13 protein-coding genes and 2 tRNA genes are annotated in these 15,801 nt (G+C 63.0%); all 15 read right to left on the reverse strand.

The window, feature by feature from the left end:
- Positions 1–239, reverse strand: a 239-nt coding sequence (locus tag EV683_RS13645) for a GTP-binding protein (protein WP_243694770.1), incomplete at its 3' end; no start/stop codon positions are given.
- Between the two features lie 69 nt (positions 240–308).
- Positions 309–2,405: an elongation factor G gene (fusA, locus tag EV683_RS13650; RefSeq protein ID WP_131863166.1), complete on the reverse strand. Its 2,097-nt coding sequence runs from the start codon at positions 2,403–2,405 to the stop codon at positions 309–311.
- Between the two features lie 27 nt (positions 2,406–2,432).
- Positions 2,433–2,903 (reverse strand): 30S ribosomal protein S7, encoded by a 471-nt coding sequence (rpsG, locus tag EV683_RS13655; protein WP_066612130.1) that lies wholly within the window; start codon positions 2,901–2,903, stop codon positions 2,433–2,435.
- 122 nt (positions 2,904–3,025) lie between these two features.
- Complete coding sequence (gene rpsL, locus EV683_RS13660) at positions 3,026–3,397, reverse strand: 30S ribosomal protein S12 (protein ID WP_066612132.1); 372 nt, start codon at positions 3,395–3,397, stop codon at positions 3,026–3,028.
- Positions 3,398–3,554: 157 nt separating this feature from the next.
- Positions 3,555–7,748, reverse strand: coding sequence for a DNA-directed RNA polymerase subunit beta' (rpoC, locus tag EV683_RS13665; protein ID WP_066612134.1), 4,194 nt, complete (start codon positions 7,746–7,748; stop codon positions 3,555–3,557).
- A 72-nt stretch (positions 7,749–7,820) separates the two neighbouring features.
- On the reverse strand, positions 7,821–11,996 hold the full coding sequence (gene rpoB, locus EV683_RS13670; protein ID WP_066612136.1) for a DNA-directed RNA polymerase subunit beta: 4,176 nt from the start codon (positions 11,994–11,996) through the stop codon (positions 7,821–7,823).
- Between the two features lie 165 nt (positions 11,997–12,161).
- Positions 12,162–12,533, reverse strand: a complete 372-nt coding sequence (rplL, locus tag EV683_RS13675; RefSeq protein WP_066612138.1) for a 50S ribosomal protein L7/L12 — start codon at positions 12,531–12,533, stop codon at positions 12,162–12,164.
- Positions 12,534–12,575: 42 nt separating this feature from the next.
- Complete coding sequence (gene rplJ, locus EV683_RS13680) at positions 12,576–13,073, reverse strand: 50S ribosomal protein L10 (RefSeq protein WP_066612140.1); 498 nt, start codon at positions 13,071–13,073, stop codon at positions 12,576–12,578.
- A 99-nt stretch (positions 13,074–13,172) separates the two neighbouring features.
- Positions 13,173–13,247, reverse strand: a tRNA-Thr gene (locus EV683_RS13685).
- A 168-nt stretch (positions 13,248–13,415) separates the two neighbouring features.
- Complete coding sequence (rplA, locus tag EV683_RS13690) at positions 13,416–14,111, reverse strand: 50S ribosomal protein L1 (protein WP_066612142.1); 696 nt, start codon at positions 14,109–14,111, stop codon at positions 13,416–13,418.
- 1 nt (position 14,112) lies between these two features.
- Complete coding sequence (rplK, locus tag EV683_RS13695; protein ID WP_066612144.1) at positions 14,113–14,544, reverse strand: 50S ribosomal protein L11; 432 nt, start codon at positions 14,542–14,544, stop codon at positions 14,113–14,115.
- 92 nt (positions 14,545–14,636) lie between these two features.
- Positions 14,637–15,170 (reverse strand): transcription termination/antitermination protein NusG, encoded by a 534-nt coding sequence (gene nusG / locus EV683_RS13700; RefSeq protein ID WP_066612146.1) that lies wholly within the window; start codon positions 15,168–15,170, stop codon positions 14,637–14,639.
- 3 nt (positions 15,171–15,173) lie between these two features.
- Complete coding sequence (gene secE, locus EV683_RS13705) at positions 15,174–15,527, reverse strand: preprotein translocase subunit SecE (protein ID WP_082824165.1); 354 nt, start codon at positions 15,525–15,527, stop codon at positions 15,174–15,176.
- Between the two features lie 65 nt (positions 15,528–15,592).
- Positions 15,593–15,668: transfer RNA gene (locus EV683_RS13710), tRNA-Trp, on the reverse strand.
- 22 nt (positions 15,669–15,690) lie between these two features.
- The coding region (locus EV683_RS13715; protein WP_131862843.1) for an EF-Tu C-terminal domain-related protein at positions 15,691–15,801 on the reverse strand (111 nt) is incomplete at its 5' end.

The raw sequence follows: 15,801 nt of genomic DNA on the forward strand, positions 1-15,801 counted from the left end.
ACGTGCGCGTAGTGACGGGTAGCGGTCTCGTACTCGACGTGCGCGGTGTTGATGGTGATGCCACGAGCCTTTTCTTCCGGCGCGCTGTCGATCTGGTCGTAACCCTTGGCCTCGCCACCGAACTTCTTCGACAGAATGGTGGTGATAGCGGCGGTCAGGGTGGTCTTGCCATGGTCAACGTGACCGATGGTGCCAACGTTTACGTGCGGTTTGGTCCGCTCGAACTTTTCTTTTGCCATTTTGCAAAAATCCTTGATTTAAAGAACGTAAAGGTTGGCCGAGCCTAGGCGGCCCGGCCGACAGCGCGTTTATTTCTTGGCGTTCATGATCGCGTCAGCGACATGCTTCGGCGCTTCGGAGTAGTGCTTGAACTCCATCGAGTAGGTCGCACGACCCTGGGTCGCCGAACGCAGGTCGGTCGAGTAGCCGAACATTTCCGACAGCGGCACTTCGGCGCGGATGATCTTGCCACCCAGACCGTCGTCGTCCATGCCCTGCACGATGCCGCGACGACGGTTCAGGTCGCCCATCACGTCGCCCATGTACTCTTCCGGGGTTTCCACTTCGACGGCCATCATCGGCTCGAGAATCACCGGACCGGCGCGGCGCATGGCTTCCTTGAACGCCAGCGAACCGGCCAGTTCGAACGCGATCTGCGACGAGTCGACGTCGTGGTAGGAGCCGAAGGTCAGGCGCACGGTCACGTCCACCACCGGGAAGCCGGCGAGGATACCGTTCTGCAGCGTGTTCTGGATACCCTTGTCCACCGACGGGATGAATTCGCGCGGAATCACGCCGCCCTTGATCTCGTCGATGAACTTGTAGCCGTTGCCTTCGCCGGACGGCTCCAGCGTGATGACCGCGTGGCCGTACTGACCCTTACCGCCGGACTGTTTGACGTGCTTGCCTTCGACGTCGGTCACGGTCTTGGTGATGGTTTCGCGGTAGGCCACCTGCGGCGCGCCGACGTTGGCTTCCACGCCGAATTCGCGCTTCATGCGGTCGACGATGATCTCGAGGTGCAGTTCGCCCATGCCCGAGATGATGGTCTGGCCCGATTCTTCGTCGGTACGCACGCGGAACGACGGGTCTTCCTTGGCCAGGCGGTTCAGGGCGACGCCCATCTTCTCCTGGTCGGCCTTGGTCTTCGGCTCGACGGCGACGTGGATCACCGGCTCCGGGAACTCCATGCGCTCGAGCACGATCGGCGCGTCGGCGGCGCACAGGGTTTCACCGGTGGTGACTTCCTTCAGGCCGATGGCGGCGGCGATGTCGCCGGCACGCACTTCTTCGAGCTCGATGCGGTCGTTCGCCATCATCTGCACGATGCGGCCGATACGTTCTTTCTTGCCCTTGACCGAGTTCAGCACGGTGTCGCCCGAGTTCACGACACCCGAGTACACGCGGAAGAAGGTCAGCTGGCCGACGTACGGGTCGTTCATCAGCTTGAACGCCAGCGACGAGAACTTCTCGTCGTCCGAGGCAATACGGCTGGCCGGCTGGCCATCCGACTCGCCGGCGACCGGCGGGATGTCGACCGGCGACGGCAGCAGTTCGATCACCGCGTCGAGCATGCGCTGCACGCCCTTGTTCTTGAACGCGGAACCGCACAGCATCGGCTGGATCTCGCCCTTCAGGGTGCGCTCGCGCAGACCGCCGATGATTTCTTCCTCGGTCAGCATTTCGCCACCCAGGTACTTGTCCATCATCTCTTCGTTGACCTCGGCGGCCGCCTCGATCATTTTCTCGCGCCATTCTTCGGCGACGGAAACGAGATCGGCCGGGATGTCACCGTACTCGAACTTCATGCCCTGCGAGGCTTCGTCCCAGATGATGGCTTTCATCTTCAGCAGGTCGACGACGCCGGTGAAGCCCTCTTCGGCGCCGATCGGCACCACGATGGGCACCGGGTTCGCGCGCAGACGGGTTTTCATCTGGTCGACGACGCGGAAGAAGTTGGCGCCCTGGCGGTCCATCTTGTTGACGAAGGCCAGACGCGGCACCTTGTACTTGTTGGCCTGACGCCACACGGTCTCGGATTGCGGCTGCACGCCACCGACCGCGCAGTACACCATCACGGCACCGTCCAGCACGCGCATGGAACGCTCCACCTCGACGGTGAAGTCCACGTGGCCCGGGGTATCGATGATGTTGAAGCGGTGCTCCGGATACTGCAGACCCATGCCCTTCCAGAAGGTGGTCACGGCAGCGGAGGTAATGGTGATGCCACGCTCCTGCTCCTGCTCCATCCAGTCGGTGGTCGCGGCGCCGTCGTGCACCTCACCCAGCTTGTGGTTCACACCGGTGTAGAACAGGATGCGCTCGGTCGTGGTGGTCTTGCCGGCGTCGATGTGAGCGCTGATACCGATATTGCGGTAGCGCTCGATGGGGGTTTTCCTAGCCACAGCGGAAACCTTCTCGAGTAAGTTGAATTAGAAGCGGAAGTGCGAGAAGGCCTTGTTGGCCTCTGCCATGCGGTGCACTTCTTCACGCTTCTTCATGGCGCCGCCACGGCCTTCGGCCGCGTCGAGCAGCTCACCGGCCAGACGCAGGTCCATGGACTTCTCGCCGCGCTTGCGGGCAGATTCGCGCAGCCAGCGCATGGCCAGCGCGAGGCGACGTGCGGGGCGTACTTCAACCGGAACCTGGTAGTTGGCACCACCCACGCGACGGCTCTTGACCTCGACGATCGGCTTGACGTTGGCGATGGCGGTGTTGAACACCTCGATCGCGTCCTTGCCGCTCTTCTTGGCGATCTGCTCGAGCGCGCCGTACACGATGCGTTCGGCGACGGATTTCTTGCCGTCCATCATCACGACGTTCATGAACTTGGACAGGTCCTGCGAACCGAACTTCGGATCCGGCAGGATGTCGCGCTTCGGTACTTCTCTGCGTCTTGGCATTTCAATTCCTTACTATTCAATTCAGTTGAGCTTCACGCTCGCGACCGCTCATCGAAGCGGCCACTTACTCGACGACCTTGGCGGGCCGCCGTCTCAATAACGCCTCAGTCCGTCGCGACGACTTACTTGGGACGCTTGGCGCCGTACTTCGAACGGGCCTGCTTACGGTCTTTCACGCCAGCGGTATCCAGCGAGCCGCGCACGGTGTGGTAACGCACACCCGGCAAGTCTTTCACACGACCGCCGCGGATCAGCACCACCGAGTGTTCCTGCAGGTTGTGGCCTTCACCACCGATGTAGGAAATCACTTCGAAACCGTTGGTCAGGCGCACCTTGCACACCTTACGCAGCGCCGAGTTCGGCTTCTTCGGGGTGGTGGTGTAGACGCGGGTGCACACGCCGCGTTTCTGCGGGCAAGCTTCGAGTGCCGGGACCTTGCTCTTCGCCTTGACGGCGACGCGGCCCTTGCGCACGAGTTGGTTAATGGTTGGCATTACTCAGGTTCCTATTGAGTGAAAAAACGGCAGTCTCCTGCCGAATCGCAGGATTATAGGGGAGCCCTTGACCGCGCGTCAATGAAACAAACGCCGCCAATCCAGCGTTAACCGTTGAATTGGCAGCGTTTTTTACAGCCCCGAATCGGGGTGGGGCTTAGTCCTGGCTTTCGATCGACTCGGCGCCGACCTCGGCCAGCGGCGCGCCGGCCAACGCGTCGATGCCCAGCTCCTGGCGGCGGCGGTTGCGATGGTAGGCCAGACCGGTACCGGCCGGGATCAGGCGGCCGACGATCACGTTCTCCTTCAGGCCGCGCAGGTCGTCCTTCTTGCCCATGATCGCGGCTTCGGTCAGCACGCGCGTCGTTTCCTGGAACGAGGCCGCCGAGATGAACGAATCGGTCGACAGCGACGCCTTGGTGATGCCGAGCAGCACGTTTTCGTACTGCGCCGGGATCTTGTCCTCGGCCAGCATCTTGTCGTTGGCCGCGTACACTTCGGCGCGCTCGACCTGTTCACCCTGGATGAAGTCGGTGTCGCCCGAGTCAGTGATGATCACGCGACGCAGCATCTGGCGGATGATCACCTCGATGTGCTTGTCGTTGATCTTCACGCCCTGCAAGCGGTACACCTCCTGCACTTCCTGGACGATGTAGCGCGCCAGCTCCTCGATACCCTGCAGGCGCAGGATGTCGTGCGGATCGACCGGACCGTCGACGATGGATTCGCCGCGGTTCACCACCTGGCCGTCGTGCACCAGCACGTGCTTGTCCTTCGGGATCAGGCTCTCGTAGCCGTTGCCGTCCATGTCGGTGATGATCAGACGCTGCTTGCCCTTGGTGTCCTTGCCGAACGACACGGTACCGGTGACCTCGGCCAACATGCCGGCGTCCTTCGGCGAACGCGCTTCGAACAGCTCGGCCACTCGCGGCAGACCACCGGTAATGTCGCGGGTCTTCGACGTTTCCTGCGGCAGACGCGCCAGCACCTCGCCGACGCCCACTTCCTGGCCGTCCTTCACGGTGATGATCGCGCCGACCTGGAAGGTGATGGTCACCGGGGTTTCGGTACCGGCCAGCTTCACTTCGTTGCCGAACTCGTCGATCAGCTTCACCAGCGGGCGCAGCATCTTGCTCTGCGAACCGGCGCGGCGCTTCGGATCGATCACGACCAGCGTCGACAGACCGGTCACGTCGTCGGTCTGCTTGGCGACGGTGTTGCCCTCCTCGACGTTCTCGAAGCGGACGCGGCCGGCGTACTCAGTGATGATCGGACGGGTGTGCGGGTCCCAGGTCGCCAGCGGCGTGCCGGCCTTGACCGCGACGCCGTCGGTCACGCGCAGCGTCGCGCCGTACGGCACCTTGTGGCGTTCGCGCTCGCGGCCGACGTCGTCGTGGATCACCACTTCGCCGGAGCGGGTGATCACGATCAGCTCGCCCTTGCTGTTGGTGACGTAACGCATCAGGCTGCCGAAGCGCACGGTACCGTTCGACTTGGTTTCCACCTGGCTGGCGGCGGCGGCTCGCGACGCGGCACCACCGATGTGGAAGGTCCGCATGGTCAGCTGGGTACCCGGCTCACCGATCGACTGCGCAGCGATCACGCCGACCGCCTCGCCGGCGTTGACGATCTTGCCGCGCGCCAGGTCGCGACCGTAGCACTTGGCGCACAGGCCGTAGCGGGTTTCGCAGGTGATCGGCGTGCGCACTTTCACTTCGTCGATGCCGAGGTTGTCGATCATGTCGACCATGTTCTCGTCCAGCAGCGTGCCGGCCTCGATCACGGTACCGCCGCTCGACGGGTCGACCACGTCGGTCGCGGTGACGCGGCCGAGGATGCGGTCGCGCAGCGCCTCGATCACGTCGCCGCCCTGCACCACCGCCTTCATGTTGAAGCCGTGGCTGGTGCCGCAATCGTCCTCGATCACCACCAGATCCTGCGTCACGTCGACGAGACGACGCGTCAGGTAACCGGAGTTCGCGGTCTTCAGCGCCGTATCGGCCAGACCCTTACGGGCGCCGTGGGTCGAGATGAAGTACTGCAGAACGGTCAGACCCTCGCGGAAGTTCGAGGTAATCGGCGTTTCGATAATCGAGCCGTCCGGCTTGGCCATCAGGCCACGCATGCCGGCCAGCTGACGGATCTGCGCCACCGAGCCCCGCGCACCGGAGTCGGCCATCATGTAGATCGAGTTGAACGACTCCTGGTCGACTTCCTTGCCGTCGCGGTCGAGCACCTTCTGCTTGGCCAGCTCGTCCATCAGCGCCTTGGCGACCTTGTCGCCGGTGCGACCCCAGATGTCGACCACCTTGTTGTAGCGCTCGCCCTGGGTCACCAGACCCTGGCGGTACTGCTCTTCGATCTCCTTAACCTCGCGCTGCGCGTCGGCCAGCAGCTCGACCTTCTTGGCCGGCACGACCATGTCGTCGACGCAGATCGAGATGCCGCCGCGGGTCGAGTACGCGAAACCGGTGTACATCAGCTGGTCGGCGAAGATCACCGTGTCGCGGATGCCGCAGCGGCGGAACGAGGCGTTGATCAGCTTGGAGATTTCCTTCTTCTTCAGCGCCTTGTTGATGTACTCGAAGCCCAGGCCCTTCGGCAGGATTTCCGACAGGATGGCGCGACCGACGGTGGTCTCGTAGCGACGGCTCACCGGCACGAATTCGCCCTGCTCGTCGTGCTCCCACTCCTTCAGGCGCACGGTGATGCGGCTGGCCAGCTCGACGACGCCGTTGCCGTAGGCGCGGTGCACCTCGGCCAGGTCGGCGAACACCATGCCTTCGCCCTTGCCGTTCACCTTGTCGCGGGTCATGTAATAAAGACCCAGGACGATGTCCTGCGACGGCACGATGATCGGCTCGCCGTTGGCCGGCGACAGCACGTTGTTGGTCGCCAGCATCAGCGTGCGGGCTTCCATCTGCGCCTCAAGCGACAGCGGCACGTGGACGGCCATCTGGTCGCCGTCGAAGTCGGCGTTGAACGCCGCGCACACGAGCGGGTGCAGCTGGATCGCCTTGCCCTCGATCAGCACCGGCTCGAAGGCCTGAATGCCGAGACGGTGCAGCGTCGGCGCACGGTTCAGCAGCACCGGATGCTCGCGGATCACCTCTTCGAGGATGTCCCACACTTCCGGCACTTCCTGCTCGACCAGCTTCTTGGCCGCCTTGATGGTGGTGGCCAGGCCCAGCACTTCGAGCTTGTGGAAGATGAACGGCTTGAACAGCTCGAGCGCCATCTTCTTCGGCAAGCCGCACTGGTGCAGACGCAGATACGGGCCGACGGTGATGACAGAACGGCCGGAGTAGTCGACGCGCTTGCCCAAGAGGTTCTGACGGAAACGGCCGCCCTTGCCCTTGATCATGTCGGCCAGCGACTTCAGCGGGCGCTTGTTGGCGCCGGTCATCGCCTTGCCGCGACGGCCGTTGTCGAGCAACGAGTCGACCGATTCCTGCAGCATGCGCTTCTCGTTGCGCACGATGATGTCCGGCGCGCGCAATTCGAGCAGTCGCTTCAGGCGGTTGTTACGGTTGATGACGCGGCGGTACAGGTCGTTCAGGTCGGAGGTCGCGAAGCGGCCGCCGTCCAGCGGCACCAGCGGGCGCAGCTCCGGCGGCAGCACCGGCAGCACTTCGAGGATCATCCAGTCCGGCTTGATGCCCGAACGCTGGAAGGCCTCGAGCACCTTCAGGCGCTTGGCGATCTTCTTGATCTTGGTATCCGAACCGGTCGATTCGAGTTCGCGGCGCAGGTCCTCGATCTCGTTGCCGATGTCCATCTTGCGCAGCAGCTCGCGCACGGCCTCGGCGCCCATCATGGCGACGAATTCCTCGCCGTACTCGTCCAGCTTGTCGAGGTAGTCTTCCTCGGTCAGCAGCTGGCCGCGCTGCAGCGGGGTCATGCCCGGCTCGGTGACGACGAAGGCTTCGAAGTACAGCACGCGCTCGATGTCGCGCAGCGCCATGTCGAGCACCATGCCCAGACGCGACGGCAGCGACTTCAGGAACCAGATGTGGGCGACCGGGCTGGCCAGCTCGATGTGGCCCATGCGCTCGCGGCGCACTTTCGACAGCGTCACCTCGACGCCGCACTTCTCGCAGATCACGCCGCGATGCTTGAGACGCTTGTACTTGCCGCACAGGCACTCGTAGTCCTTCACCGGGCCGAAGATGCGCGCGCAGAACAGACCGTCGCGCTCCGGCTTGAAGGTGCGGTAGTTGATCGTCTCGGGCTTTTTGACTTCACCGTAGGACCAGGAGCGGATCTTGTCCGGCGAGGCGACGCCGATCTTGATCGCGTCGAATTCCTCTTCCTGGGTGACTTGCTTAAAAAGATCAAGCAGAGCTTTCATTTTGACTCCCGTGAGGGTGAGCCGTCGCAAGGTTGGCCGAACCTCGGCCAACCTTTCCGGCTCACGCCTTCATCAATAGCGTTCCAGATCGATGTCCAGACCCAGCGAGCGGATTTCCTTCACCAGCACGTTGAAGGATTCCGGCATGCCGGCGTCGATCTTGTGCTCGCCCTTGACGATGTTTTCGTAGACCTTGGTCCGGCCGGTCACGTCGTCCGACTTCACCGTCAGCATTTCCTGCAGCGTGTAGGCGGCGCCGTACGCTTCCAGCGCCCACACCTCCATCTCGCCGAAACGCTGGCCGCCGAACTGCGCCTTGCCGCCCAGCGGCTGCTGGGTGACGAGCGAGTACGGGCCGGTCGAACGCGCGTGCATCTTGTCGTCGACGAGGTGGTGCAGCTTCAGGTAATGCATCACGCCGACGGTGACCTTGCGGTCGAACGCTTCGCCCGAGCGACCGTCGAACAGCGTCATCTGCGTCTTCGACTCGTTAAAGCCCAGCAGCGCGGTGCGCGGGTCGTCGTCCGAGTAGGCGATGTCGAGCATCGCGCGGATTTCCTGCTCCTTGGCGCCGTCGAACACCGGCGTCGCGAACGGCATGCCGCGGCGCAGGTTCTGCGCCAGCTCGACGATTTCCGCGTCGGAGAGCGACGCGATGTCCTCGCGCTTGCCGGTGGTGTTGTACACCTTCTCGACCAGCTCGCGCAGCTCGGCCACCGCGCGCTGTTCGCGCAGCATGCGGTCGAACTTCTCGCCAATGCCCTTGGCCGCCCAACCGAGGTGGACCTCGAGGATCTGACCGATGTTCATACGCGACGGTACGCCCAGCGGGTTCAGCACGATGTCGACCGGACGGCCGTCGGCCATGTACGGCATGTCTTCCACCGGCAGGATGCGCGACACCACACCCTTGTTACCGTGGCGGCCGGCCATCTTGTCGCCGGCCTGCAGGCGGCGCTTGACGGCCAGGTAGACCTTGACCATCTTCTGCACGCCCGGCGGCAGCTCGTCGCCCTGGGTCAGCTTGCGCTTCTTGTCGTCGAACTTGAGGTCGAACTCCTCGCGCTTCTGCGCCAGGCTTTCCTTGATCAGCTCGAGTTGCTTGGCGACGTCCTCGTCGGCCATGCGGATGTCGAACCACTCGTGCTTGGAACCCAGGCTTTCGAGGTACTCGGTGGTGATCTCGGTGCCCTTGGCGAGACGCTTCGGACCGCCGTTGGCGACCTTGCCGACGATCAGGCGCTCGATACGGCTGAACGCGTCGTTGTCGAAAATGCGCAGCTGGTCGTTCAGGTCGAGGCGGTAGCGCTTCAGTTCGCCGTCGATGATCGACTGCGCGCGCTTGTCGCGCTCGATGCCCTCGCGGGTGAACACCTGCACGTCGATCACGGTACCGGTCATGCCGGTCGGCACGCGCAGCGACGTATCCTTCACGTCGGACGCCTTCTCACCGAAGATCGCGCGCAGCAGTTTTTCTTCCGGCGTCAGCTGGGTTTCGCCCTTCGGCGTCACCTTGCCGACCAGCACGTCCCCGGCTTCGACTTCGGCGCCGATGTAGACGATGCCCGAGTCGTCGAGGCGGTTCTGCATGCGCTCGGACAGGTTCGGGATGTCGCGGGTGATCTCTTCCGGTCCGAGCTTGGTGTCGCGCGACACCACCGACAGCTCCTCGATGTGGATCGAGGTGTAGCGGTCTTCGGCGACGACCTTCTCCGAGATCAGGATCGAGTCCTCGAAGTTGTAGCCGTTCCACGGCATGAAGGCGATGGTCATGTTCTGACCCAGCGCCAGCTCGCCGAGGTCGGTCGAGGCTCCGTCGGCCACCACGTCGCCACGGGCGATCAGGTCGCCCACCTTCACCACCGGACGCTGGTTGATGTTGGTGTTCTGGTTGGAACGGGTGAACTTGGTGAGGTTGTAGATATCCACACCCACTTCACCGGCGACCGCTTCCTCGTCGTTGACGCGGACCACGATACGGCCGGCGTCGACGTAGTCGACCACGCCGCCGCGACGGGCGACCACGGTGGTGCCCGAGTCGACCGCCACCGAACGCTCGATACCGGTGCCGACGAAGGGCTTCTCTGCACGCAGGCACGGTACCGCCTGACGCTGCATGTTGGCGCCCATCAGCGCGCGGTTGGCGTCGTCGTGCTCGAGGAACGGAATCAACGAAGCGGCCACCGACACGACCTGGCCGGTCGCCACGTCCATGTACTGGACGCGATCCGGCGTCGCGAGGATGGTTTCGCCCTTCTCGCGGCAGGTCACCAGCTCGTCGACCAGACGACCCTCGTCATCCAGCTCGGCGTTGGCCTGCGCGATCACGTAGCGGCCTTCCTCGATCGCCGACAGGTAGTCGATCTCGGTCGTCACCTTGCCGTCGATCACCTTGCGGTACGGCGTCTCGAGGAAGCCGAACTCGTTGGTGCGGGCGTAGACCGACAGCGAGTTGATCAGGCCGATGTTCGGACCTTCCGGCGTTTCGATCGGGCAGACGCGGCCGTAGTGGGTCGGGTGCACGTCGCGCACCTCGAAGCCGGCGCGCTCGCGGGTCAGACCGCCCGGACCCAGCGCCGACACGCGGCGCTTGTGGGTCACTTCGGACAGCGGGTTGGTCTGGTCCATGAACTGCGACAGCTGCGACGAACCGAAGAACTCCTTGATCGCGGCCGACACCGGCTTGGCGTTGATCAGGTCGTGCGGCATCAGGTTGTCGGACTCGGCCTGGTTCAGGCGCTCCTTGACCGCGCGCTCGACGCGCACCAGACCGGCACGGAACTGGTTCTCGGCCAACTCGCCGACCGAACGCACGCGACGGTTGCCGAGGTGGTCGATGTCGTCCACTTCGCCGCGGCTGTTGCGCAGCTCGACCAGGATCGCGATCACCGACACGATGTCTTCGGTCGACAGCACCGGATCGGTGGTGTCGCGACGATGCGCGAAGGTCTCGCCGATCAGGGTCTTGAACCACTCCGGCGTCTTCTCGTCGAACTTGTAGTCGTAGGTGCGGGTGTTGAACTTCATGCGACCGACGCGCGACAGGTCGTAGGTCTCCTCGCTGAAGAACAGGCGGTGGAACAGCGCCTCGACCGCATCCTCGGTCGGCGGCTCGCCCGGGCGCATCATGCGGTAGATCGCGACGCGCGCCTGCTGCTGATCCTGGATGTCGTCGGAACGCAGCGTCTGCGAGATGTAAGCCCCCTGGTCGAGGTCGTTGGTGTACAGCACCTCGATTTCCGGCACGCCGTGGATGTCGAGCTTGGCGATCAGGTCGTCGGTGATCTCGTCGTTGGCGCGCGCCAGCACTTCGCCGGTGTCCGGATTGACCACCGTCTTGGCCAGCACCTTGCCCACCAGCACCTCGAACGGCACCTCGATGCGGTCGATGTTCGCGGCGGCGATGTCGCGCATGTGCTTGGCGGTGATGCGCTTGTCCTTCTGGACGATCACCTTGCCGTCGCCGGCGACGATGTCGAACTTGGCGACCTCGCCCTTCAGACGCTCGGCCACCACCTTCATGAACACGCCGTTTTCGGTCAGGTAGAAGGTGTCGGTGTTGTAAAACTCGGACAGGATGCGCTCTTCGCTATAGCCCAGCGCCTTGAGCAGGATGGTCACCGGCATCTTGCGGCGACGGTCGATACGGAAGTACAGCAGGTCCTTCGGATCGAACTCGAAGTCCAGCCACGAGCCGCGGTACGGAATCACGCGGGCCGAGAACAACAGCTTGCCCGACGAGTGGGTCTTGCCGCGGTCGTGCTCGAAGAACACGCCCGGCGAGCGGTGCAGCTGGGAAACGATGACGCGCTCGGTGCCGTTGATGATGAAGGAACCGTTGGTGGTCATGAGCGGAATCTCGCCCATGTACACCTCGTTCTCGCGCACTTCCTTCACCACCGGCTTGGACGACTCTTTGTCCAGGATAGTCAGACGGATACGAGCACGAAGCGGAGCCGCGTAGGTAATGCCGCGCAGCTGGCATTCCTGGACGTCGAACGGCGGCTCGCCCAGCACGTAGTGCACGAAGTCCAGGCGCGCGTAGCCGTTGTGGCTCACGATCGGGAAGATCGATTTGAACGCCGCCTGCAAACCTGCATCCTTGCGCTGATCTACCGGCACCCCCAGTTGGAGGAAATCGGTGTAAGAATCAATCTGGGTCGCCAACAGGAATGGGACATCGAGAACACTATCGCGCTTCGCAAAACTCTTGCGGATACGCTTCTTCTCAGTAAACGAATAACTCATAGAGTCTCCATCGAGGTGGGGTGGCGCAAGAAACCAAAAGTCAGCAGCCACCTGCAGCGGATTGCTGGCTTTTACCTTCTTTCGTCGCACGGCGCGCTATCGGGTACAAGCGCAACAAGGCTGGCGGATTGCTCCGCCAGCCTCTTTATCTTCCCGAAGGGAAGATTATTTCACTTCGGCCTTCGCGCCGGCTTCGGTCAGCTGCTTGAGCAGATCGTCGGCTTCGGCTTTGGACACGCCTTCCTTCAGAGCCTTCGGCGCGCCGTCGACCAGGTCTTTGGCTTCTTTCAGGCCCAGACCGGTGATCGCACGCACGACCTTGATCACGTTCACCTTGTTGTCGCCAGCGGCGGTCAGGATCACGTCGAATTCGGTCTTCTCTTCAGCGGCAGCAGCGCCACCGGCGGCCGGGCCGGCCACGGCCACGGCTGCGGCGGACACGCCGAACTTCTCTTCGAACGCCTTCACCAGGTCGTTCAGTTCCATCACGGTCAGACCAGCAACGGCTTCGAGAATGTCTTCTTTGGTAATAGCCATTTGTAAAACTCCTGAATCGGTATTCGTTTAAAGCAAATCGGATTAAGCGGCTTCGGCCTGCTTCTTCTCGGCCAGGGCGGCCAGAGCGCGAGCAAAGCCCGACACCGGCGCCTGCATGACGAAAAGCAGCTTGGACAGCAGTTCTTCGCGGCCCGGGATCGACGCGAGCTCGGCCACTTCGGCGGCGTTCAGCACCTTGCCGTCGTAGGAACCAGCCTTGACGACGATCTTGTCGTCCTGCTTGGAGAACTGATGCAGCACTTTGGCAGCCGCAACCGGGTCGGCGGACACGCCGTAGACCAGCGGACCGACCATCTGGTCGGCCAGGCCGGCGAACGGGGTACCTTCGACCGCGCGGCGGGCCAGCGTGTTCTTCAGAACGCGCAGGTACACACCCTGCTCGCGCGCCTTGGCGCGCAGCTGGGTCAGGCTGCCCACTCCGATGCCGCGGTACTCGGCGATAACGATGGTCTGGGCGCCGGCAACTTCTGCCGCCACTTCAGCCACTACCGCCTTCTTGGCTTCGATATTGAGACTCAAGGTCTACCTCCTAGTCATGAACGGAACGGCTTGCGCCATCCCCCTTCAGTGCAGCGGCGACCAGCTTCAGGAGACATTACGGAATTCCACCGTCGAAACTGGTGCCCATGGGCAGAATTGAACTGCCGACCTCTCCCTTACCAAGGGAGTGCTCTACCCCTGAGCTACATGGGCTCTTTCGACAACAGATATAAAGCCTGCTGTTCGGGCACACCATCTGCGTAGGGCGCTGTAGCAGCGATTAAACCCTGGGGCCCCTACGGTCTTTGACAATCTGGCGGCGGGCGAACCCGCCACCAGCCCAAAGCCTTGGCGGACCGGAGCGGCCCGCCGGAACGTCACTTAGGCAGTGACGCTATTGGTATCGATGCGCACGCCGACGCCCATGGTGCTGGACACGGCGACTTTGCGCAGATACTGACCCTTGGCGGCGGCCGGCTTGGCTTTCACCAGCGCGTCGACGAGGGCGTTGAGGTTTTCGCGCAGCGCATCGGCTTCGAACGAAGCACGGCCGATGGTCGCGTGCACGATACCCGACTTGTCGGTACGGTACTGAACCTGACCGGCCTTGGCGTTCTTCACGGCTTCGGCGACGTTCGGGGTCACGGTGCCGACTTTCGGGTTCGGCATCAGGCCGCGCGGACCGAGGATCTGACCCAGCTGACCGACCACGCGCATCGCGTCCGGGGAGGCGATCACGACGTCGAAGTCGAGCTGACCGGCCTTGACCTGCTCGGCCAGGTCGTCGAAACCGACGACTTCGGCGCCGGCAGCCTTGGCGGCTTCGGCGTTCGCACCCTGGGCGAACACGGCGACGCGAACCGACTTGCCGGTGCCGCGCGGCAGCACGACGGAGCCACGGACGACCTGGTCGGATTTACGCGGATCGACGCCGAGATTGACGGCGATGTCGATCGACTCGTCGAACTTGGCGGTCGCGGCGGACTTCACCAGCGCGATGGCCTCGTCGACCGGGTACAGCTTGTTGCGGTCGACGCCGCCCTTGAGGGCCTGCAGACGCTTGGAAAGCTTAGCCATCTTACACACCCTCCACTTCGAGACCCATCGAACGGGCCGAGCCCGCGATGATGCGAACGGCCGCGTCCATATCGGCAGCGGTCAGGTCCGGCTGCTTGGTCTTGGCGATTTCTTCCAGCTGGGCGCGCGTCACCTTGCCGACCTTGTCGGTGTGCGGCTTCGGCGAGCCTTTCTGGATGCCGGCGGCCTTCTTCAGCAGAATGGTGGCCGGCGGGGTCTTCATCACGAAGGTGAAGGACTTGTCCGCGTAGGCGGTGATCACGACCGGAATCGGCAGACCCGGCTCGACGCCCTGGGTCTGGGCGTTGAACGCCTTGCAGAATTCCATGATGTTCAGGCCGCGCTGACCCAATGCCGGACCGATGGGCGGCGACGGGTTGGCTTTACCAGCGGGCACTTGCAGCTTGATGTAGCCGACAATCTTCTTTGCCACGATTTGCTCCTAAAACGGGTATCACGCGCCCGTCGACACGAGCGCTCCCCAGCGAAACGCGCGATTATACGCGATTCAAAAAAACCTGCCAATCAAAGTTTTTCGACCTGGCTGAATTCCAGCTCGACCGGCGTCTCGCGACCGAAGATCTGCACCGACACGCGCAACTTGTTGCGCTCGTAGTTGACCTCGTCGACCACACCGTTGAAGTCGGTGAACGGGCCGTCGTTGACGCGCACCTTCTCACCCACCTCGAACAGGACCTTGGGCTTCGGCTTCTCGGTCCCCTCCTGCATCTGCTGCATGATGGCCTCGACCTCTTTCGCCGAAATCGGCGCCGGGCGGTTCGCCGTACCGCCGATGAAACCGGTCACCTTGGGCGTACTCTTGACGAGGTGCCAACTGTCGTCGGTCATCTCCATCTCGACCAACACGTAGCCCGGGAAAAACTTGCGCTCGGTGATCGATTTGCGGCCGTTCTTGATGTCGACCACCTCCTCGACCGGCACCAGAATCTGACCGAACTGATCCTGCAGGCCCGAACGGTCGACCCGCTCGCGCAAGGCCTTCTGCACGCTCTTCTCAAAGCCCGAATAGGCGTGCACCACATACCAACGTTTTGCCATTGCTTATCCTCGCCCCAGCAGCAGATCGTAGAAGAACCAGGAAAGACCGGAATCCACCAGCCACATGAAGAGCGCCAGCACCAGCACGAACAGGAAAACCAGGCCCGTCAGCTGCAACGCCTCCCGACGCTCCGGCCAGACAACCTTGCGCGTCTCGGCCACGGACTCCTGCGCATAGGAGACGAGCGCCTTGCCGGGCGCGGACAGCCAAAGGGCGCCCGCGGACAGCGCGAGACCGGCGACAAAGGCGAGCGCGCGCAACAAGCCCTGCGATTCGGGAACCAAGTAGAAGCCCACAACGCCACCAGCCAACAACAGCGCGGCCATGGCGAGCTTGAGTTTGTCTTGCATTTCCATGCGGGATTTTCTCTTCGCTGATGCGACAAAAGACCAACCGGCGAAAATCGCCGGTTAGTCTTATTTGGCAGGCCAGGAGGGTCTCGAACCCCCAACCCTCGGTTTTGGAGACCGATACTCTACCAATTGAGCTACTGGCCTATAAACCTTCCAGGTATCGCGATTAGGCGATGATCTTAGCAACCACGCCGGCGCCGACGGTACGACCGCCTTCACGGATGGCGAAGCGCAGACCTTCTTCCATGGCGATCGGCGCGATCAGCTCGACGCTGAA

Origin of the sequence: Crenobacter luteus (assembly GCF_004345725.1) — a bacterium.
Taxonomy (GTDB): Bacteria; Pseudomonadota; Gammaproteobacteria; order Burkholderiales; family Chromobacteriaceae; genus Crenobacter; species Crenobacter luteus.

Coding starts and splice junctions, on each gene's coding strand:
- rpsL (WP_066612132.1), bottom strand. CDS start 3,397: ATGCCAACCATTAACCAACTCGTGCGCAAGGGCCGCGTCGCCGTCAAG.
- secE (WP_082824165.1), bottom strand. CDS start 15,527: ATGGAAATGCAAGACAAACTCAAGCTCGCCATGGCCGCGCTGTTGTTG.
- rpsG (WP_066612130.1), bottom strand. CDS start 2,903: ATGCCAAGACGCAGAGAAGTACCGAAGCGCGACATCCTGCCGGATCCG.
- rpoB (WP_066612136.1), bottom strand. CDS start 11,996: ATGAGTTATTCGTTTACTGAGAAGAAGCGTATCCGCAAGAGTTTTGCG.
- rpoC (WP_066612134.1), bottom strand. CDS start 7,748: ATGAAAGCTCTGCTTGATCTTTTTAAGCAAGTCACCCAGGAAGAGGAA.
- rplL (WP_066612138.1), bottom strand. CDS start 12,533: ATGGCTATTACCAAAGAAGACATTCTCGAAGCCGTTGCTGGTCTGACC.
- nusG (WP_066612146.1), bottom strand. CDS start 15,170: ATGGCAAAACGTTGGTATGTGGTGCACGCCTATTCGGGCTTTGAGAAG.
- rplA (WP_066612142.1), bottom strand. CDS start 14,111: ATGGCTAAGCTTTCCAAGCGTCTGCAGGCCCTCAAGGGCGGCGTCGAC.